Origin of the sequence: Bacillus sp. JAS24-2, from assembly GCF_008274905.1 — a bacterium.
GTDB lineage: Bacteria > Bacillota > Bacilli > Bacillales > Bacillaceae_G > Bacillus_A > Bacillus_A cereus.
In genome coordinates, this window is sequence record NZ_CP031068.1 from 3969504 (window position 1) to 3989557 (window position 20054).

The following is a 20054-nucleotide window of genomic DNA, read 5'->3' on the forward strand; positions in this document are numbered from 1 at the left end:
TATTTATATATGGAGGTGACCATGATGGTATGGTACGACATTGTATTCAGATTAGTTATCGCAATTATTGTAGGAGCTTGCATTGGAATGGAAAGACAATGGAGACACCGAATGGCTGGGTTACGGACAAATGCTCTCGTATCACTTGGTGCCTGTATATTTGTTTTATTATCCGTCATGCTTGATCATGATGCTAGCCCATCCCGCATTGCTGCTCAAGTCGTTAGTGGCATTGGCTTTTTAGGGGGTGGCGTTATTATCCGCGATGGTTTTAGTATTAGAGGGCTAAATACGGCAGCTACTTTATGGTGTGCAGCTGCTGTCGGTACTCTTACAGGCGCCGGTTTCCTCGTTGCAGCTATATTAGGTGCAGCCGGCGTGTTACTAGCAAATATACTTCTTCGCCCAATTGCTCTTTTTATGAATAAAAAATCAAAAGAAGAATCACCAGAACAAACGAACTACTTACTTTCCCTTACTTGTTCAGAAGAACATGAAGCACATATTCGTTTTTTACTTATGCATATGGTAAGTACAGAAGGGCTCCGTTTAAAAGAATTGTATAGTGAAGATGTAGATTCTAATCAAAAAGTTTGTATACAGGCTACATTACATTGCAAGACAAATGCGGCTATCTTAATTGAAAAAATAGTAAGTAGAATGCTATTAGAGTCTGGCGTTACTGGAGCTGGATGGAAGACTTCTTTAAATTTAGAAGCGAGTTAAATAGGAAAGGTGTCATGATTTTACTACTTCATGACACCTTCTACATAAACTTATTTTCTAACTTTTGTTGAAACGACTTCTCTTGCTTACGTAGTAGTTGACTACCTCGTTGTAAAATCGGTGTTCCATACTTATCATTAATTTGATCAATGACAGCAAGTAGTGGCTCTTTTTTCGCATCCTCTTCAAATGAAAACAAATCTAATTGTTTCACCGATTCTGTCTTCCACTCTATTTCAGTAGCTGTAACACCTAGTAAACGAACGGAATCACCATCCCAATGTTGCTTCCATAAACGGGATGCTGCTTGAAAAATATCGCGTTCTTCCCAAATTGCATTTTTCAATTGCTTACTCCGTGTTACTGTTCGCCTATCATGGTATTTAATCATAATTTGAATATTATAGCTGACAAGGGTTCGCTTTTGTAATCTTTTACTCACTGATTTTGATAAACGTTCTAACATATCAAGCAATTCTTTCTCTTCATCCATATCCTTTGAAAAAGTCATCGAGTTACCGACACTTTTATGTTGGCCCATTTGACTCGGATCCACTTCCCTATCATCCGTACCTTTTGCACGCTTTTGTAAATCAATACCGTGCTTCCCAATTTTAGCGCGAATGATATGCTCGTCTCCCTTCGCTAACTGTTCAATTGTATGTATATGAATTTCATTTAATTTTTCAGCTGTTTTTTCTCCAATCCCATGCATTGCTTCAACTGGAAGTGGCCAAATCATTTCTGGAATATCACGTTTTCGAAGTACGGTAATACCGAGAGGTTTTTTCATATCAGAAGCTGTTTTTGCTAGGAAAAGATTTGGAGCAATTCCGATACTACACGGAAGCTGCAACTCTGTTAATAGTGCTTGTTGAATCATCTTTGCTATTTCAAGAGGCGAACCAAGTGCGTAGCAATCTGTAATATCTAAATATCCTTCATCTATTGAGACTGGTTGTATCTTTTCTGTAAAACGGGAAAGGACTTGAAACATTTGAAATGAAGCTTCGCGATATAATGTGAAATTAGGACGCCTTACAACTAATTGCGGGCATAACCTTTTCGCTTCCCAAAGGGGCATCGTCGTACGTATTCCGTATTCTCTCGCCTCATAACTACATGTTATAATAATTCCTTTTCTCTCTTTTTCATTTCCAGCAACCGCTAATGGCTTTCCTTGTAATGATGGATCATGAGCAATTTCAACAGATGCGAAAAAGCAATTCATATCTACATGTAAAATAACACGACCATTTTTCGGATACATTTCTCGCATAGTACTCACTCCCTAATCAGAACGTTCGTTCTTTCATTATATCAAATTTTGCACAATAGTTATAATAATTACTTGTTCTTTTTTATAATCGATATAAAGAGGATATATATGTGAAAGGGTCTGATTATGATGAGATCAACTAATAAAGTGAAACTTTAATCAGCCCTCACCTAAATTCTTTACTTTCGCTGAATTTTGAGGTGGGGGGGCTTACTGTCCGGCAAATAGCGGGATAAACTCAATTATACATTCCTTGTAGTTATATTAATCATTGCAATTAATTATTTACTACTTCCGATTTTCAATATGAATACGTTAGGATTATTCCTTCGTCTAGTACATGTAGCAACAACGTATATACTTCCATAGGTTTTCTTATATTGGCTTATACGTCTTGTCAAAGCAATCGAATCAAAATAAAAAGCGTGTAAATCACAATTGATTTACACGCTTTTTCTATTCCATTACTTCGCTACTTCTTCAATAATTGCAACAACTAATTCTGCTGTTTTTGCTAATTCTTCAACAGGAATCTTCTCGTTTGTTGTATGAATTTCTTCATAACCAACTGCTAAGTTAACTGTTGGGATACCATGTCCTGCAATTACGTTTGCATCACTTCCGCCACCACTTTGGTGAAGAGAAGGTGTACGACCAATTTTTTCAGCTGCACGTTTTGCAACTTCTACAACATGATCACCATCAGCAAATTTAAATCCTGGGTACATAACGTTTACTTCAACGTCTGCATGCCCGCCCATTTCTTTTGCAGTTGTTTCAAATGCTTCTTTCATTTTCGCAACTTGTGCTTCCATTTTCTCATTGATTAAAGAACGAGCTTCTGCAAAGATTTGTACATGATCGCAAACGATATTCGTTTGTGTACCACCTTCAAAACGTCCAATATTTGCAGTCGTTTCAGAGTCAATGCGACCAAGTGGCATCTTCGCAATTGCTTTCGCTGCGATAGTAATTGCAGATACACCTTTCTCCGGCGCTACACCAGCGTGAGCTGTTTTCCCGCGAATAATTGCGTTCACTTTCGCTTGTGTTGGAGCTGCAACAACGATTTCACCAACTTTTCCATCGCTATCTAATGCGTAGCCATATTTCGCTGTAATACGCTCACGGTCTAATGCTTTTGCACCAACAAGACCTGATTCTTCTCCGACTGTAATAATAAATTCAATTTTACCATGAGGGATATTTTTCTCTTTTAAAACACGGATTGCTTCGAACATTGATGCTAATCCAGCTTTATCATCCGCACCTAAAATTGTTGTACCATCTGATACGATATATCCATCTTTAATAGAAGGCTTAATTCCATTACCAGGAACTACTGTATCCATATGAGAAGTAAAGTAAATTGTATCAACACCATCTTTTGTTGCTGGTAAAGTACAAATTAAGTTACCTGCACCATGACCAGTTACAGCCATTGTGTCATCTTCAAATACTTCTACACCTAAATCTGTAAATTTCTTCGTTAATACTTTGCAGATTTCTGCTTCAAATTTCGTTTCAGAATCTACTTGTACTAATTCCATAAATTCATTTACTAAACGTTCTTGATTAATCATAAGACTGCGCCTCCTGCACTACCATTATGTATGTAACACTATTAATTATAACAGAATTTCGCAAAAGTTTCGAAATACAAGACAAAAAACAGATGGTTTACATGTCTAGATAACCATCTGCTTTCTATTACTCATTTAACAATACCCAGCGCATATGATCTTCCCACACGCCATTTACCATTAACATCTTCCTAGATACGCCTTCATATTGAAAACCTATCTTCGTTACTACTTGTATAGATGCTAAATTACGAGGCATAATCGGAGCTTCTATACGATGTAACTGAAATTCCCCAAAAGCAACTTGAATTGCTTTTCTAAGCGCTTCTGTCGTATACCCTTTGTTTAACTCTGCTTTATCTAATTTATAACTGAGTACACAAGATTGATAAATGCCACGAACGATTAAATTAAATGAAATACACCCAATTATTTTCGTATCATCACCCTTTTTAAAAATCCATAGTCTGATGATTTTCCCTTCTTCGAACTCTTTTCTATCCTTTTGCAACTTTTTCTTTTGATAATCTAGCGTAAAAAAATCATCCGGTCTATACTCTTCCCAAGCTTTTAAAAATTCACGATTTCTGTCGTAATATTGAAGAACTGTTTCAGCATACGACTCATCAATTTCCCTTAAGTATAAACGATCTGTTTCGTATATTTTCATCATCGTATCTCCATTCTTCAGCTTGCCCAACTAAAAATTAACAATATACCCTTTTACTATATTCTCTACACACTCTCAAATTTCCTGTTATATTTTGCAATCCCCTCCCGAATTTTGTCCTCACTCTCCCCTTGTCCATAATTTCATTTCTCGTTACAATGAAATTGTACTGATTTGCAAGGAGGTATAACGATGCATAAAAAAGCTCAAAAAGTTATGGTTTATGTGATGCTAATTTCTATGCTTGTAACAACATTACTTGCTGGCGCGAGTATGTTTTGGTAAAAAGGGCGATGTGTTCGTCCTTTTTTTACTTTTTACACATAACAAAATAAACCATCTCGACATCGAGATGGTTTATTTTATATAAAACACAATCGCTACAATACTAAAGGAAAATGACATTACAAGCGCTATTACAAAACTTGTATATTGTTTCTGCTGAAATGCCCCAATAACAAAAGTGAGATTAAGTAATGCCATACATACAATCGCTACAAGATAAGAACATATATTAAAAGTTGCCAATATGAATGTAATAACAAATAGAAATCCCATAAAAAACTGCATATACGAAAGTTTTGGATTCAAGTACATATGAGCAACCCCTTTATCTAATTTTATCTTTCTATACTCTCATTAACGCACGGTTATGTACACATGTCAAGACAACTTATTATAATAGAAAAAGCCAACCTTTTCGTTGGCTTTTTCATATGCAACGGCTCCTTTTTCTTTTGCCAATTGCTGAAATGATTTTTTCGATTTCACAATCCATACTTTCGTTCCAATTGGAATGCGATCAAACAAATATTCCACATCGTTTTTCTTCATTCTTATACACCCTTGTGAAATATACTTTCCAATTGAACTCGGTTGGTTTGTTCCATGTATTCCATATTTACTTCCATCAGTTCCTCTTGCATTAAATCCAATCCACCTTGACCCAAGTGGATTTTTTGGCGATCCACCTGGAATATCCTTCGCAATGTAATACGGATCCTTTGCTTTCATTACAACATCAAAAGTTCCTTCTGGAGTTAATTCATTCGTTTTCCCTGTCGCTACTGGAAAAACCTTTTGAATCTTTCCATCGTCAATGTAAGCTAATTTATTCGTTGCTTTATTTACAATAATAAAAGGATCTCCGGCACGTGGATTATCCCCAAGAGGCCAAATCGGTGATAAAGAAAGACATAATATGATAGAGAGAAGATACGGCATAGATAATTCCTACCTTCTATATAAGTTCTTTTATATTATCCTTTCCCTTAAAGCGACTTTTAATGAGTAAATATTGTTCCATTTCATACACAAGTTGAACAAGTTTCGCACGTATCTCAAATTCTTCGCGTGTAGCTGGCAATGGCATGTCTCTAAATAATTCCCTCATTTCTTGAAGCTGCCTTAAGGAAATAACGCCAGTACTCTCAGGGCTAATAGCATTACCAATGTTTTCAACAACATCTGCAATCATGTCAGCTTGTTCATATGTCCACGATAAAGAAGCTGCTAGTGGTATCATTCGCTCTAAAATTTCGAATTGTTGCATACGCATATTAAAATAACGATAGTAATAATCATCTTCTCGCATAAATGCATTCTCAAGTTTTTTAAACGATAAATCTCTTGCTTCATTTAACATATTCTCGGTTTCAATGAGTTCTGCTCCACTCCAACTACTTTCTCGATTTCGTAAATACACAACCATTTCAAACAAAATCGTTTTAAAATTATTCTCTATTTTATCCTGATACTCTTTTAGCTTATTTTCACTACTCGGCATATACATATTTACTAATAACGCCACGCTAATCCCTATCGTTAATATAGCAATTTCATTTCCAACTATAAGCCATGTAATTTGCTTCAATGAATATAGATGCATAACAATAACTGAACTCGTGACAATACCTTCTTGAATTTTAAGCATTACTGCAGTCGGAATAAATGTAAGTAACAATATGCTAATTGCAAGTGGTGTATAGCCAATCGTTTCAAAAATACAAAACGCGAATGCCATTGATAATACACACGCTAGAAAACGATGTAACGACACTTGAAGTGATTTGCGCTTCGTATTTTGTACACATAAAATAACTAAAATGCCTGCTGAACTATAAAATTCTAACCCTAATAACTGAGCAATAAAAACTGCCGCACCTGTCCCTATTGCTGTTTTTACTGTACGATATCCAATTTTAAACATATCATTACTCCTATATGTATAAACGTATTTACAGCTAGTATAAAAAAAGGATGACACAATGTCATCCTTTTCTACTTATTATTCACATAACCTTTTCATATTACAATATTTTTTGTAAAAATTGTTGCGCACGTTCACTTTTCGGCGCTGCAAAAAATTCTTCTGGCGCACTATCTTCTACAAGCTTTCCTCCGTCCAAGAAAAGAACACGATCTGCCACTTCTTTTGCAAAGCCCATTTCATGTGTAACGATAGCCATCGTCATTCCTGTCGTAACTAACGATTTCATAACTTCTAACACTTCTTTCACCATCTCTGGATCTAGCGCCGATGTCGGTTCATCAAATAACATAACTTCCGGTTCCATCGCTAACGCTCTTGCAATTGCTACACGTTGCTTTTGTCCTCCCGAAAGACGATTTGGATACGTATCTTTTTTATCTACTAATCCAACCTTTTCTAAAAGTTTCTCAGCTTTCTTTTCAGCTTCTTGCTTCGTTACCCCTTTTACATTGATAGGAGCATACGTAATATTTTCTAATACAGTCATATGAGGAAATAAGTGAAAATGTTGAAATACCATACCGACATTTTCACGAACATGCATAACATTCGTTTTCGGATTCGTTACTTCTTCCGTCCCAATCCAAATGTGACCATCCGTTGGTGCTTCTAACATATTCATACAACGTAAAAATGTTGATTTTCCTGATCCAGAAGGCCCTATAATTGCGACTACTTCCCCTTTTTCAATTGTTGTTGTAATTCCTTTTAATACTTCGTTTTTACCAAATGATTTATGAAGGTTTTCAATTTTAATCACTTTTCTTCATTCTCCCTTCAATTGCCTTCCCGACTAATGTAAGAATAATGACTAACATATAATAAATCAGTCCAACAAAAAGTAATGGTTCAAGATATTTAAATGTCTCACCGCCTACAATGTAAGCACGACGCATTAAATCAGTCGCGCCTATTACTGTTACTACAGCCGATTCTTTCGTAAGTGTCGCAAATTCGTTCACAAGCGCTGGTAATATATTTTTTAATGCTTGAGGGAAAATAATATTTCTCATCATTTTTCCGTACGGTATCCCTAAAGCCATTGCTGCTTCTGTTTGTCCTTTATCAACCGCTTGAATACCAGCACGAATTACTTCTGACATGTATGCACCTGAATTCAAGCTAAATGCAAGTACAGCAGCTAAGAATGCTGGTATTTCATAACCAATTATTTGTGGGACGCCGAAATAAATAATCATTAATTGCAATACAAGGGGTGTACCACGAAAAATTGATGTATAAAAATCTGCTGCTATATTTAATGCTCGTATTCTAGCAATTTTACAAAGTGCTAATAGCGTTCCTAAAATAAATCCTGCTAAAGCTGATACTGCTACAATTTTCAAAGTAACTTCTAAACCTTTTAGTATATATGGTATCGAAGGCGTAATCGCCGAAAAATCTAAGTTCATTCTTTTCATTCCCCTCACAGAAAAGTGAAAGGCAGCTTATTTTCCGCTGCCAAACCATTTCTTCACTAATTTATCCATTTCTCCATTTTCTTGCATTTTTTTAATTACTTTATTAAATTCAGCTGTTTTATCACTGTTTTTCGGAAGGGCAATTGCTGCTCCAACTTCTTCTGGTGCTTCTTTAATTTCAATTCCTTGTAAATCTTTCATTTTCTCTAAATAATTTTTAGCAACTGTATCTTCTATAATTGCAGCGTCAAAACGACCAGCTTTAATTTCTTGTACGATTTCTGGTATACGGTCACGTCCCTCAACTTGGAAATCTACTTGTTTTTTAAATTCTGAAGCTTTCTCTTCTTGAATAGACCCTGTTTGTACCCCTACTTTTTTCCCTTTTAAATCCTCTACAGATTTAATGTTAGAATCCTTTTTAGAAACGACCATATTTTTCGCAACAAAATAAATATCTGTAAAATCAACATTATTTTTACGCTCTGCAGTTGGCGTCATACCTGCCATTACAAAATCAACTTTTCCTGAACTAAGAGATGCTAATAAACCACCAAAATCCATATCTTTCACTTTCACTTCATACCCAAGTTCTTTTCCGATATATTTAGCAACATCAACATCAAAGCCAATAATTTCATCGCTCTTTGACGCATCTACATATTCATAAGGTTTATAATCTGCTGAAGTTCCCATTACGAGTACTTTTTTATTTCCTTTTGTTTCTTTCGATTCCTCATTACTACAAGCGCTGAATATACTTACAATTAAAATAAGTGCAAACGATATTGATACTAACTTCTTCATCTTTCTTCCCCCTAATAATGTATATTTAAAAGTTTAATAGAATATTTATTCGATGTTTGTATTGTATCAGCACTTTTATTTTTATGCAATATATAAAATAAAAATAAATAACGAAACAATATAAACGCTGTTTGTTATGTATAAAATGATGCATAAAACAACATAACTATGCATATCTCAGAAATTTTAATAATAAATAAAAAAGGCGGCACATCCACTTGATTGTGGACGTGCCGCCTTTTCTCTTATTTTTTATAGTTCTTCACAATTCTCTTCGAAATATGATTGTAGTTTCGCAATAACTTGCATCGGTTCATGACCTTCAATTTCATGACGCTCTACCATCGTTACAATTTTTCCATCTTTTAATAAAGCAAATGATGGAGAAGAAGGTGGGTACCCTTCGAAATATTCACGCGCTCTTGCTGTCGCTTCTTTATCTTGACCTGCAAACACCGTTACAAGGTGGTTAGGACGTTTATCATAATGTACGGAATGCGCAGCAGCAGGACGAGCAATACCACCTGCACAACCACATACAGAGTTTACCATTACAAGTGTTGTTCCATTTCTTTTAAACGCTTCTTCTACCGCTTCCGGCGTCGTCAATTCTGTATATCCAGCAGAGACAATCTCTTCACGCGCTTGGCGGACAACATCATTCATAAAAAAGTTAAAATTAATCACTCTTTTCCCTCCTCTAAAACTACCTATTTGTATCTTACCAGTTAATGTTTATGAAATACAAGTAAGTTTACTTGTATTTAAGTATAGAAAAGGTGTTAGAGCTCTTGCTCTAACACCTTTTCTTTAATGACCACGATGTTTTTGCTTTGCTTTTTGTACTTTCATTAAACGTCTTCTTTCTTTTTCAGCTTCTCGCTTCTCTTTAGACTGCAGTTTCTTTTCTTGTTTTATGCAATTCATAAGATAAACTAATCGCCTCTTGCGCCTTAGTAAAACGTTTAATAGTTGTTTCTTTTGCTGCTTGTCGTATGATACGCTTTATGTTTTTAGGACGCTGTTTTTCTTTAACTTCTACACCACATTTTGCAAAGTGCTGAAAATGCTCTAAAAGTGAACCATTCACAAACATAAGCACTTCTTCATCTGACGGTTCCGCCCCAAAAATATACCTCGCCCCATACAATTTCCCTTTTTCTTTACATGTAATGATTCCAACAAAAAATTGGCCATCGTGATATACTGTCAAATCCATTGACAGCCCCTCCTTTAAAAGATTAGAAATACGGGACATCCCGGAGGGGAAGGTTACTGACATGAAATCATGCGTCTGGACTACCAACCAGAGCTGTGTTTTTGTATTTCTTTCACTATTATTATATCTTCTTTTCCATAATCTTCATATATTCAGCAATCATTTTTTTATGCGATCCTACAATATAGTCAGGTAGTTCTGTTACTGAAAAGAATTTAAGCTGAACTGCTTCTTCTTTATTCATAACAAAATCCCCTTCGTATTCATCCGTATAATAGGCGGTTGTTACAGATTGAAATTCATCACCGTTTTCTAATTTTGTAAAGTAGTTCGCTCCAGAAAATACATTGATTAGTCGCAAGTTCTTCACTTTTATTCCTGTCTCTTCATATACTTCACGATAAGCTGTTTCTTCTGGTGATTCACTAAGCTCCATTAGCCCGCCAGGTAGCCCCCATTTTCCGTACGGCTCTGTCCGCTGCTGCAATAAAATATATCCATTTTCATTTATAACGAGTACAACAGCACCAACTAAAATTAAAGGGCGATGACCAACTATTTTTCGTAATTCTTCTACATATCCCACCGTATCGCCTCCTTTTTCGTTGTCCACACTATTGTATCATATGTACGAAACGACAAAATGCGTATATTTTTCATTTTTTTAACAAAATATTTATTTTATGTGATTCATCTACTGTAGCTAACATAATAGATTCGACTTCTGTACTCTCCTCTAGAAATTCTCTCGCCCACGCTTCTGTTTTTCCTAATAATGCAAGAACATCTTTCTGTATCCTCCCATCCTTTACTAATACAAAAGAAACTGGAGATTTTTTTCCCGCCACTTTAAGATCAAGCCGCGAAACTGCTTCATATTCTGGATACCGAAATATAGAAACGACACCGTTTGCTTCCCATAATGCTAATTTAATCGTTTGAATATCGCTCACATTTCGCATACGAAGTTCCGAAAACAAATATTCCAAGGTAATTCTCGCCTTTTTCAAATTGCTAAAATTAATGGAACCATTGTGTATAAGAATAATAGGTGCAGGCTCTAAAAAACGTCTCCATCTATCCCATTTCAGCATTAAAACTGAGCTTATAATATGAAGTACAACAAGTATGAACGTTGTAATCATCGATCCCAGTAACCCTACTTTTTCATCAGACAATGCGTTAGAAATATTCCCACCAAGCAATAACACTAATACAACATCTAAAAAACGAAGTTGTGCGATAGACCTTTGCCCCATCGCTTTCGCAACTAATATTAAAAATATGTATGCTATAATAGCCCGAATAACCCATTCACTATTAGAAAGATGTCGTGCTCCTTCAAAAATATGCATATGCATCACTTTGCACTCCTTACCCGTCTCAAACTGCTATCCTGTTTTAGTTTGCAACGTTTATGAGCATATATGTAAAAAAGCTGGTTCGTTTAAAAACGAACCAGCTTTTTTTACTTAACTGAAAACATATATTTTTTATACGTTTTCCGTACCGATAATATGAGCCCCATCATAATCATATTTGAGAATAAGGAACTTCCCCCATACGATAAGAAAGGTAATGCAATACCTTTTACAGGCATTAATCCAACGATCATACCGATGTTTTGGAATATTTGAACTGTTAATATACCGATTGATCCAGCGCATAATAATGTACCAAATAAATTATCAGCGGAATAACCAATAATAATTGTTCGATATAGTAGTAATAGGAACAAGAAGACAACTAAGGCTGCTACGATAAATCCACCTTCTTCGGCAATTGTAGCGAAAATAAAGTCAGTATGCTTCTCTGGAATATAGACGCTTCCTCCCCCAAACCCTTTACCTTCCATTCCTCCACTACCTACAGCTAAAATCGATTGCTGTGTTTGATAACCTTGATCTGCATTTTCAAATGGATTTAACCAACCTACAATACGCGACTGTTGGTGAGGCTTTAGTAAAGTAACTAAATTATTATAGAAAAAGTCTTGATACTTAAAGAAAATAAATATTAAAGCAGATAATATGGTCAACGGAATAACTGTACATAATGCTATCAATTTCTTTTGAATACCTGACATAAATAAAATACATGCAATAGCAGCAGCATATAAGAACACCATACCTGTATCAGGTTGACTATATACAACCGCCATAGGTGGAAGTGACACTAGCATAATTTTACCTACTAGCTTTAAATCTGTTTGGAATGTCCTTGCCATATACTGTGCATTATGTTTCACTGCTATACTCGCTACTACAAGTAGCAATGCAATTTTGAAAAACTCAGACGGCTGAATTTGCCCAAATACTGGGAAAACAAACCATCTTTTTGCACCTAATTTTTCAGGTGTAAAACCTGATGGTGGTAATACTTTCAAAAGAATAAGTGAAGCAAATCCAGCAATATAAAGCGGCCAAGATAATTTTTGCAATTGATCTAAGTCGATGCTTGCAACAAGAAGTAACAATACAACCCCAATTATGTAGTTAACACCTTGTTTCATAGCAAAGTTTGCAGCTCCATACTGTCCCGTTTGCTGACTGCTATATATAGCAGCTATACTCGTCACACATAGTGCACACAAAATTAAAATTAATTTTACATCTAAACTTTTTAGAAACTCGGTACTTCTTTTCATGACATCCTCCTGAAACATTGTTACGGCAAAAATAAAAAACCAGGAGTCAACATTCTTCATGTTTTGACGACTGATTACACATTATCTATAAAACACTTATATAGAATAACTCTCTTTTTCATACAATACAATATATTATACTACAGTTTCATCAGTAAGATTTGCCAAAAAAATTATTCTTTTCTTATTTTATATCCATATACCATATATCAGCAATGTATTTTCGTAAATTCCTAATACATAATCGTTTATTGTAAGATTACTGGGAAAGATATTTATACATATAGTAGGATGTAGATGAAGAAATAAGATAATAAAAAGCTCGCATAAGCGAGCTTTTTATTAATATACAGATGTATTATTTTCTGACATGTTTTCTAAAATTTCTTTAACACGTCCTAAGAACTTACCACAAATTAAACCATCAAGTACTCGGTGATCAAGTGATAAACATAAGTTAACCATATCACGAGCACCGAACATACCGTTATCCATAATTACTGGGCGTTTTACAATTGATTCAACTTGTAAAATAGCCGCTTGTGGGTAATTAATAATACCCATAGATTGAACAGAACCGAATGATCCTGTGTTATTAATTGTAAATGTTCCACCTTGCATTTCGTCTGCTTTTAACGATTTCGTACGTACTTTTCCTGCAAGTTCTGTAATTTCACGAGCGATACCTTTAATTGTTTTCTCGTCCGCTTGCTTAATTACTGGTACAAATAGTTCTTCCTCTGTTGCAACAGCGATAGAAAGGTTAATATCTTTCTTCTGAACAATTTTATCGCCAGCCCACATTGAATTAATTTGAGGATACTCTTTTAACGCTTGTGCTACTGCTTTTACGAAGAAAGCAAAGAACGTTAAGTTAAAGCCTTCACGCTTCTTAAAGTCACCTTTAATTGAGTTACGGTATGACACAAGGTTTGTCACATCTACTTCAATCATCATCCAAGCATGTGGTGCTTCGTGTTTACTACGTAACATGTTTGCTGCGATTGCTTTACGCACACCTGTTACTGGAATTTCGATATCTCCAGGCATTGTAGGTACAGAAACTGGTTTCGCAGCTTCTACTTTTTGCGCTACTGGTGCTGCTTTTGGTGCTTCTGGGCGAGCTTCTACTACTGCCGCTACAGCTTCCTCTTTCTTCGCCGCACCTGCTTGTGGGATATTTCCAGATTCCACTAGCTTTAAAATATCTTTACGAGTGATACGGCCGTTTGCTCCCGTACCTTCTACTAGATCTAAATCAACGTTATGCTCACCCGCAAGCTTTAACACAGCTGGTGAAAAACGTGGTTTTCCATCAGTTGGTTGTTTTACTTTCGGTGCTTTTTCAGACGTAGCTACTTCTGCCTTTGATTCTTCTTTAGTTTTTTCCTCAACAGCTGTTGCTGCTACTTCATCTGCGCCTTCTACTTGAATAACACAAACTACTTCACCTACAGCTAACGTATCACCTTCACCAGCGATTAACTCTTTCACAACACCCGTGAAAGAAGATGGTACTTCAGCATTTACTTTATCAGTCATTACTTCTGCAAGCGGATCATACTTATTTACGTGATCGCCAACATTAACGAGCCATTTACTAATTGTGCCCTCTGTAACGCTCTCCCCGAGCTGAGGCATTGTAATATTTTCTACAGCCATGTATAGTCCCCCCGATTAAAATTCCGCAAGTTCACGCATTGCTTTTTCAACTTTATCTGGATTTACCATAAAGAATTTTTCCATTGTTGGTGCATATGGCATTGCTGGAACGTCTGGACCTGCAAGACGTGCGATTGGCGCATCTAAATCAAATAGACAGTTTTCAGCGATAATTGCTGCCACTTCACTCATAATGCTTCCTTCTTTATTGTCTTCTGTTACAAGAAGAACTTTACCTGTTTTAGAAGCTGCTTCAATGATTGCTTCTTTATCTAATGGATATACAGTACGTAAATCAAGAATGTGTGCAGAGATGCCATCTTGTGCTAACTTTTCAGCCGCTTGAAGAGCAAAATGAACACATAATCCGTACGTGATAACTGTAATATCATCACCTTCACGTTTTACATCTGCTTTTCCGATTGGTAATACGTAGTCATCCTCTGGTACTTCACCTTTAATTAAACGATATGCACGTTTATGTTCGAAGAATAATACTGGATCTTCATCACGAATGGCTGCTTTTAATAAGCCTTTTGCATCATATGGTGTAGAAGGGATAACGATTTTTAAACCTGGTTGGTTTGCAAACATCGCTTCTACAGATTGTGAATGATACAATGCACCGTGAACCCCCCCGCCAAATGGTGCACGGATTGTAACTGGACAAGTCCAATCATTATTAGAACGATAACGAATTTTTGCCGCCTCAGAAACAATTTGGTTTACTGCTGGCATGATGAAATCAGCAAACTGCATTTCAGCGATTGGACGCATACCATACATTGCTGCACCAATTGCTACCCCAGCAATTGCAGATTCTGCAAGCGGTGCATCAAGCGCACGATCTTCACCAAATTGATCATACAAACCGTGTGTCGCTTTAAACACGCCACCTTTTTTACCAACATCTTCTCCTAAAACGAATACTTTCTCATCGCGTTCCATTTCTTCGCGCATTGCTAATGTAATAGCATCAATATAAGACATTACAGCCATGAAACGTTCCCCCCTATTCTGCGTATACGTGCTTCAATGCATCTTCAGGTGCTGCATACGGAGCATTTTCTGCATATTCTGTTGCTTCATTTACGATATGCATAATTTCGTCTAACATTTGTTTTTCGGATTCCTCAGTTAACACACCAGCTTCTTTTAAATAAGCTGCGAATGTTATAATTGAATCTTTTTTCTTTGCTTCTTCTACTTCTTCTTTATCACGATAAACACGATCATCATCGTCACTAGAATGTGCTGTTAAACGATATGATACTGTTTCAATTAAAGTTGGTCCTTCACCACGACGACCGCGATCTGCTGCTTCTTTTACAGCTTTATATACTGCAAGTGGATCGTTTCCGTCTATTGTATATCCAGGCATACCGTAACCAATCGCACGATCTGATACGTTTTTACATGCTAATTGTTTTTCAACTGGAATAGAGATTGCATATTTGTTATTTTCACACATAAAAATAACAGGTAGTTTGTGTACACCAGCAAAGTTTGCCCCTTCATGGAAGTCACCTTGGTTTGAAGAGCCTTCTCCAAATGTAACGAACGTTACTAAATCTTTCTTCTCCATTTTTCCAGCTAGTGCAATACCAACTGCATGTGGTACTTGTGTTGTTACTGGAGATGAACCTGTAACAATACGATTTTTCTTTTGACCGAAGTGACCAGGCATTTGACGACCACCAGAGTTTGGATCCCCAGCTTTCGCAAAAGCAGACAACATAAGCTCTTTAGCTGTCATACCAAATGCTAGTACAACACCCATATCACGGTAGTATGGTAATGCATAATCTTTCTCTCTATCAAGAGCGAACGCCGCTCCAACTTGTGCAGCCTCTTGTCCTTGACAAGAAATTACGAATGGAATTTTACCAGCGCGGTTTAATAACCACATACGTTCGTCAATTTTACGTGCAAGTAACATTGTACGGAACATTTCTAATACTTGCTCATCACTTAAGCCAAGCTCTTCATGGCGCTTTTCTTTTACTTCTGCCATTTTTCATAACCTCCTAAATCCACATTTTTATGCGTGTAACGCTCTTCCATCTACAGCAAGTGCTGCTTCACCAATCGCCTCAGATAATGATGGATGCGGATGAATTGTATGTGCTACTTCCCAAGGTGTTGCATCAAGTACTCTTGCAAGACCCGCTTCAGAAATCATATCTGTTACATGTGGTCCAATCATATGAACACCAAGAATGTCATTTGTCTCTTCATCAACTACAAGTTTTACGAAACCATCTGATTCTCCGTATACAAGTGCTTTTCCGATTGCGCGGAATGAGAACTTACCTACTTTTAACTTATAGCCTTTTTCTTTCGCTTCTTGTTCTGTTAAACCGACAGAAGCAACTTCTGGACTGCTATATACGCATTTTGATACCATAGAGTAATCAATTGGTGTAACTTCTTTCCCTGCAATATGTTCTACTGCAGCAATTCCTTCATGAGAAGCAACGTGAGCAAGTTGCAGGCCACCGATTACATCTCCAATTGCGTAAATATGCGATTCTTTCGTTTGATAAAACTCATTTGTTTGAATGTATCCTTTTTCCACAACGATATCTGTGTTCTCTAAGCCAATATTTTGCGTATTCGCTTGTCTTCCTACAGATACAAGCATTTTTTCTGCTTTAAATTCTTTATTTTCACCGTTGTGTTCAGCTTGGATTGTTACTCCATTATCTTTTACCAATGTTTCTGGTAATACTTTTGCACCAGTTACCACTTTAATACCTTTTTTCTTGAATAGACGTTGCATTTCTTTTGAAACGTCTTGATCTTCTAGTGGTAATATTGTTTTTGCATACTCTAATACTGTAACTTCTACACCGAAGTCAGCAAGCATAGATGCCCACTCAATACCGATTACACCGCCACCAACGATAATAATCGAACTAGGAAGCGTTTCCATTTTTAGGGCATGATCTGAAGACATTACGTACTCTCCGTCTAATTCTAAACCTGGTAATGAATTTGGACGAGAACCTGTTGCAATAAGTACATTTTTTGGAATTAACATTTCATTCTCTTCTCCACTTGCAAGTTCAACTGAAATTGTCCCTGGCATCGGAGAGAAAATAGATGGGCCAAGAATACGGCCAATACCTTCAAACACATCAATTTTACCTTGTTTCATTAAGTGTTGAACGCCTTTATGAAGCTGCGTTACAATCTTCTCTTTACGCTCTTGTACTTTCGCAAAGTTTAGTTCTACATTGCTTGCAATAACTCCGAACTCTTCGCTTTTTTTAGCAGTTGCATATACTTCCGCACTACGTAAAAGAGCTTTACTAGGGATACATCCTTTGTGTAAACAAGTACCACCAAGATTTTCTTTTTCGACTAGTGCAGTTTTTAACCCTAGTTGTGATGCACGAATTGCAGCAACATATCCACCAGTACCGCCGCCAACGATGACTAAATCATATTCTTTTGCCATTATCTCAACCCCTAGCTACCGTTTCTTTTTCACGTACAACATATTCTTTTGGAGCTTCTTCTTCACGTAATACACGAAGTGCTCCTTCTGCTAACGCTTCTAACTCATCTTCGCCTGGATGTACGATAACATCTGCAATCCAGTCCACTCGCTCTTTTATTTCATCGACAAGAATTTTACTGTATGCCAGTCCACCAGTTAATACGATTGCATCGATTTTCCCGTGAAGTACAGCGCTAGCTCCGCCAATCTCTTTTGCAACTTGATATGCCATTGCTTTATAAATAAGAGTTGCTTCAGGATCACCTTTTTCAACCATTTTCTCTACTTTAATCGCATCATTTGTACCGATTAAACTTACAAGTCCACCTTGTCCGACAAGCTTTTTAATCATTTCATCTCGGTAATACTCACCAGAGAAACACATTTCTACTAGTTGCCCTACTGGTACTGTACCAGCACGCTCTGGACTAAATGGTCCTTCTCCGTTTAAACCGTTATTCACATCGATTACTCTTCCTTTTTTATGAGCACCAACTGTAATACCACCGCCCATATGTGTAACTAATAAATTTAAATCCTCATATTTGTGGTTTAACTGTTCGGCTACTTTACGAGCAACTGCTTTTTGATTTAATGCATGGAAGATACTTTTACGTTCCATACCAGCAATACCACTTATACGAGCAACTGGCTCCATCTCATCTACAACGACAGGATCCACAATAAATGCAGGAATGTTTAATCCAGAAGCAATTTCATATGCTAAAATGCCTCCAAGGTTTGAAGCGTGATGACCGCTAAACCCATTTTTTAAATCTTCTAACATCGCATCGTTTACTGTATACGTACCGCCTTCGATTGGACGAAGTAATCCACCACGTCCACAAACAGCGTTTAATTTTGAAATGTTAATACCATGAGAATGTAGAACTTCTAAAATCGTTTCTTTTCGAAACTCATATTGGTCGATAATTCGCTTGTATTTCCCAATCTGTTCTACGTCATGACGAATCGTTTCTTCTAAAACGGGTCTTTCATTATCAAAAACACCAATTTTTGTGGATGTACTACCTGGGTTAATAACAAGAATTCGATTTACAGACAATGTTGCTACCTCCACTAATAAATTCAAAAGGAAGTGGAAACCTCATAAGAGGTAACCACGCCTTTTGTAAAAGTTATATATGAATGATTAGCGACGGCTAATAATATCGTGACCGTTGCGTAAGTAAGTGCTACGAGAATTTTTCAAGCTTGCAATGCGCTCTTCAGCTAGACGATCTGCCGCTACATAAGTTGCTATGCCATCGCGTTTTGAAATTTCGATTACTTTTGCAATTGTGTCATAAATAGACTCAACACGTTTTAGTGCACGTTCTCTATTGTATCCATATAATTCGTCTGCTACGTTAATTACGCCACCTGCATTAATTACATAATCTGGTGCGTATACAATACCCATTTCATGAATGATGTCACCGTGACGATTTTCTTTTAATTGGTTATTTGCAGAACCTGCGATTACTTTTGCTTTAAGTTGTGGAATAGTTTCATCATTAACTGTTGCGCCTAATGCACATGGTGCGTAAATATCGCATTCAACACCGTAAATTTCATTTGGTTCAACTGCTGATGCACCGAATTCTTCTACAGCACGTTGTACAGCTTCTTTATTAATATCTGTAACGATTAATTTTGCTCCTTCAGCGTGTAAATGTTTGCATAGGTGATATGCTACGTTACCAACGCCTTGAACAGCAATTACTTTTCCTTCTAAATTGTCAGTACCGAAAGCTTCTTTTGCAGCTGCTTTCATACCACGGTAAACACCGTATGCAGTTACTGGAGATGGGTTACCAGAAGAACCGAATGATGGTGAGATACCTGTTACAAAGTCAGTTTCTTCATGGATAATATCCATATCATCTACTGTTGTACCAACATCTTCAGCTGTAATGTAACGTCCGTTTAGTCCTTGGATATAACGTCCTAGTGCACGGAACATTGCTTCGCTCTTATCTTTACGAGGATCACCGATAATTACTGTTTTCGCACCACCTAAGTTTAAACCAGCTGCTGCGTTTTTGTATGTCATCCCTTTTGCAAGACGCAATGCATCTTCAATCGCCGCTTCTTCAGAATCATATGTCCACATTCTTGTTCCACCAAGAGCCGGTCCAAGTGTTGTATCATGAATTGCAATAATTGCTTTTAAACCAGATTCTTTATCTTGACAAAATACTACTTGCTCATAATCATATTTTTCTAAGTATTCGAAGATTTCTAATGTCATTGTCGTTTC

At 36.6% G+C, this 20054-nt stretch carries 21 protein-coding genes and 1 pseudogene; 2 read left to right on the forward strand and 20 right to left on the reverse strand.

Annotated elements, in window-relative coordinates:
- Nucleotides 1-24 precede the first annotated feature (24 nt).
- Nucleotides 25-726 (forward strand): MgtC/SapB family protein, encoded by a 702-nt coding sequence (locus DN407_RS20505; protein ID WP_000262341.1) that lies wholly within the window; start codon nt 25-27, stop codon nt 724-726.
- Nucleotides 727-766: 40 nt separating this feature from the next.
- On the opposite strand, the gene DN407_RS20510 is transcribed toward DN407_RS20505, so the two are convergent.
- The 3 genes from DN407_RS20510 to DN407_RS20520 all read right to left on the reverse strand — a co-directional run bounded on the left by DN407_RS20510 (nt 767) and on the right by DN407_RS20520 (nt 4261).
- Entirely contained in the window at nt 767-2005 is a 1239-nt protein-coding gene (locus DN407_RS20510; protein ID WP_001208856.1) for a DNA polymerase IV, read from the reverse strand.
- Nucleotides 2006-2469: 464 nt separating this feature from the next.
- On the reverse strand, nt 2470-3588 hold the full coding sequence (locus DN407_RS20515; RefSeq protein WP_000609803.1) for a tripeptidase T: 1119 nt from the start codon (nt 3586-3588) through the stop codon (nt 2470-2472).
- A gap of 127 nt (nt 3589-3715) precedes the next feature.
- Entirely contained in the window at nt 3716-4261 is a 546-nt protein-coding gene (locus DN407_RS20520) for a GNAT family N-acetyltransferase (protein ID WP_001987197.1), read from the reverse strand.
- A gap of 189 nt (nt 4262-4450) precedes the next feature.
- Here DN407_RS20520 and prli42 point away from each other — a divergent pair, with 189 nt between their 5' ends.
- The gene (prli42, locus tag DN407_RS20525) at nt 4451-4543 is read left to right on the forward strand and encodes a stressosome-associated protein Prli42 (protein WP_000549040.1); all 93 of its coding nucleotides are present in this window, start codon (nt 4451-4453) and stop codon (nt 4541-4543) included.
- Nucleotides 4544-4615: 72 nt separating this feature from the next.
- On the opposite strand, the gene DN407_RS20530 is transcribed toward prli42, so the two are convergent.
- From DN407_RS20530 to DN407_RS20610, 17 genes and pseudogenes are all read right to left on the reverse strand, one after another.
- Entirely contained in the window at nt 4616-4855 is a 240-nt protein-coding gene (locus DN407_RS20530) for a DUF3894 domain-containing protein (RefSeq protein WP_000281167.1), read from the reverse strand.
- 66 nt (nt 4856-4921) lie between these two features.
- A complete protein-coding gene (locus DN407_RS20535) occupies nt 4922-5482 on the reverse strand; it encodes a L,D-transpeptidase (protein WP_001146566.1) in 561 nt (186 codons plus the stop codon).
- A gap of 16 nt (nt 5483-5498) precedes the next feature.
- Nucleotides 5499-6467: an aromatic acid exporter family protein gene (locus DN407_RS20540; RefSeq protein ID WP_000472665.1), complete on the reverse strand. Its 969-nt coding sequence runs from the start codon at nt 6465-6467 to the stop codon at nt 5499-5501.
- A 100-nt stretch (nt 6468-6567) separates the two neighbouring features.
- Nucleotides 6568-7290 (reverse strand): amino acid ABC transporter ATP-binding protein, encoded by a 723-nt coding sequence (locus DN407_RS20545; RefSeq protein WP_000590202.1) that lies wholly within the window; start codon nt 7288-7290, stop codon nt 6568-6570.
- Entirely contained in the window at nt 7283-7942 is a 660-nt protein-coding gene (locus tag DN407_RS20550; RefSeq protein WP_001046915.1) for an amino acid ABC transporter permease, read from the reverse strand. Before DN407_RS20550 ends, DN407_RS20545 begins: the two co-directional genes overlap by 8 nt.
- A gap of 36 nt (nt 7943-7978) precedes the next feature.
- Nucleotides 7979-8758, reverse strand: a complete 780-nt coding sequence (locus tag DN407_RS20555; protein ID WP_000737665.1) for a transporter substrate-binding domain-containing protein — start codon at nt 8756-8758, stop codon at nt 7979-7981.
- A 252-nt stretch (nt 8759-9010) separates the two neighbouring features.
- Entirely contained in the window at nt 9011-9424 is a 414-nt protein-coding gene (locus DN407_RS20560) for a BrxA/BrxB family bacilliredoxin (RefSeq protein WP_001979317.1), read from the reverse strand.
- A gap of 144 nt (nt 9425-9568) precedes the next feature.
- Nucleotides 9569-9977, reverse strand: a pseudogene (locus tag DN407_RS20565) (YjdF family protein).
- Nucleotides 9978-10098: 121 nt separating this feature from the next.
- On the reverse strand, nt 10099-10563 hold the full coding sequence (locus DN407_RS20570) for an NUDIX hydrolase (protein WP_098508225.1): 465 nt from the start codon (nt 10561-10563) through the stop codon (nt 10099-10101).
- A gap of 70 nt (nt 10564-10633) precedes the next feature.
- A complete protein-coding gene (locus DN407_RS20575) occupies nt 10634-11338 on the reverse strand; it encodes a DUF421 domain-containing protein (protein ID WP_000550964.1) in 705 nt (234 codons plus the stop codon).
- 107 nt (nt 11339-11445) lie between these two features.
- Nucleotides 11446-12624, reverse strand: a complete 1179-nt coding sequence (locus tag DN407_RS20580; protein WP_000831181.1) for an FtsW/RodA/SpoVE family cell cycle protein — start codon at nt 12622-12624, stop codon at nt 11446-11448.
- Between the two features lie 342 nt (nt 12625-12966).
- Nucleotides 12967-14286, reverse strand: a complete 1320-nt coding sequence (locus DN407_RS20585) for a dihydrolipoamide acetyltransferase family protein (protein ID WP_000257681.1) — start codon at nt 14284-14286, stop codon at nt 12967-12969.
- A 15-nt stretch (nt 14287-14301) separates the two neighbouring features.
- Complete coding sequence (bfmBAB, locus tag DN407_RS20590; protein WP_000290071.1) at nt 14302-15285, reverse strand: 3-methyl-2-oxobutanoate dehydrogenase subunit beta; 984 nt, start codon at nt 15283-15285, stop codon at nt 14302-14304.
- A gap of 13 nt (nt 15286-15298) precedes the next feature.
- Nucleotides 15299-16300, reverse strand: coding sequence for a 3-methyl-2-oxobutanoate dehydrogenase subunit alpha (gene bfmBAA, locus DN407_RS20595; protein ID WP_000852551.1), 1002 nt, complete (start codon nt 16298-16300; stop codon nt 15299-15301).
- Between the two features lie 27 nt (nt 16301-16327).
- Nucleotides 16328-17749 (reverse strand): dihydrolipoyl dehydrogenase, encoded by a 1422-nt coding sequence (gene lpdA, locus DN407_RS20600; protein ID WP_001051289.1) that lies wholly within the window; start codon nt 17747-17749, stop codon nt 16328-16330.
- A 4-nt stretch (nt 17750-17753) separates the two neighbouring features.
- Nucleotides 17754-18857: a butyrate kinase gene (buk, locus tag DN407_RS20605; protein ID WP_000115780.1), complete on the reverse strand. Its 1104-nt coding sequence runs from the start codon at nt 18855-18857 to the stop codon at nt 17754-17756.
- A gap of 87 nt (nt 18858-18944) precedes the next feature.
- Nucleotides 18945-20045: a leucine dehydrogenase gene (locus tag DN407_RS20610; RefSeq protein ID WP_000171357.1), complete on the reverse strand. Its 1101-nt coding sequence runs from the start codon at nt 20043-20045 to the stop codon at nt 18945-18947.
- Between the last annotated feature and the right edge of the window lie 9 nt (nt 20046-20054).

Excerpts from the sequence above, each read along its gene's own strand:
- DN407_RS20540 (WP_000472665.1), bottom strand. The coding sequence starts at position 6,467 with ATGTTTAAAATTGGATATCGTACAGTAAAAACAGCAATAGGGACAGGT.
- bfmBAB (WP_000290071.1), bottom strand. The coding sequence starts at position 15,285 with ATGGCTGTAATGTCTTATATTGATGCTATTACATTAGCAATGCGCGAA.
- prli42 (WP_000549040.1), top strand. The coding sequence starts at position 4,451 with ATGCATAAAAAAGCTCAAAAAGTTATGGTTTATGTGATGCTAATTTCT.
- DN407_RS20510 (WP_001208856.1), bottom strand. The coding sequence starts at position 2,005 with ATGCGAGAAATGTATCCGAAAAATGGTCGTGTTATTTTACATGTAGAT.
- DN407_RS20515 (WP_000609803.1), bottom strand. The coding sequence starts at position 3,588 with ATGATTAATCAAGAACGTTTAGTAAATGAATTTATGGAATTAGTACAA.
- DN407_RS20560 (WP_001979317.1), bottom strand. The coding sequence starts at position 9,424 with ATGAATGATGTTGTCCGCCAAGCGCGTGAAGAGATTGTCTCTGCTGGA.
- DN407_RS20555 (WP_000737665.1), bottom strand. The coding sequence starts at position 8,758 with ATGAAGAAGTTAGTATCAATATCGTTTGCACTTATTTTAATTGTAAGT.
- DN407_RS20585 (WP_000257681.1), bottom strand. The coding sequence starts at position 14,286 with ATGGCTGTAGAAAATATTACAATGCCTCAGCTCGGGGAGAGCGTTACA.
- DN407_RS20580 (WP_000831181.1), bottom strand. The coding sequence starts at position 12,624 with ATGAAAAGAAGTACCGAGTTTCTAAAAAGTTTAGATGTAAAATTAATT.
- DN407_RS20535 (WP_001146566.1), bottom strand. The coding sequence starts at position 5,482 with ATGCCGTATCTTCTCTCTATCATATTATGTCTTTCTTTATCACCGATT.
- DN407_RS20575 (WP_000550964.1), bottom strand. The coding sequence starts at position 11,338 with ATGCATATGCATATTTTTGAAGGAGCACGACATCTTTCTAATAGTGAA.
- DN407_RS20610 (WP_000171357.1), bottom strand. The coding sequence starts at position 20,045 with ATGACATTAGAAATCTTCGAATACTTAGAAAAATATGATTATGAGCAA.
- lpdA (WP_001051289.1), bottom strand. The coding sequence starts at position 17,749 with ATGGCAAAAGAATATGATTTAGTCATCGTTGGCGGCGGTACTGGTGGA.
- bfmBAA (WP_000852551.1), bottom strand. The coding sequence starts at position 16,300 with ATGGCAGAAGTAAAAGAAAAGCGCCATGAAGAGCTTGGCTTAAGTGAT.
- DN407_RS20505 (WP_000262341.1), top strand. The coding sequence starts at position 25 with ATGGTATGGTACGACATTGTATTCAGATTAGTTATCGCAATTATTGTA.
- DN407_RS20550 (WP_001046915.1), bottom strand. The coding sequence starts at position 7,942 with ATGAACTTAGATTTTTCGGCGATTACGCCTTCGATACCATATATACTA.
- DN407_RS20530 (WP_000281167.1), bottom strand. The coding sequence starts at position 4,855 with ATGTACTTGAATCCAAAACTTTCGTATATGCAGTTTTTTATGGGATTT.
- DN407_RS20520 (WP_001987197.1), bottom strand. The coding sequence starts at position 4,261 with ATGATGAAAATATACGAAACAGATCGTTTATACTTAAGGGAAATTGAT.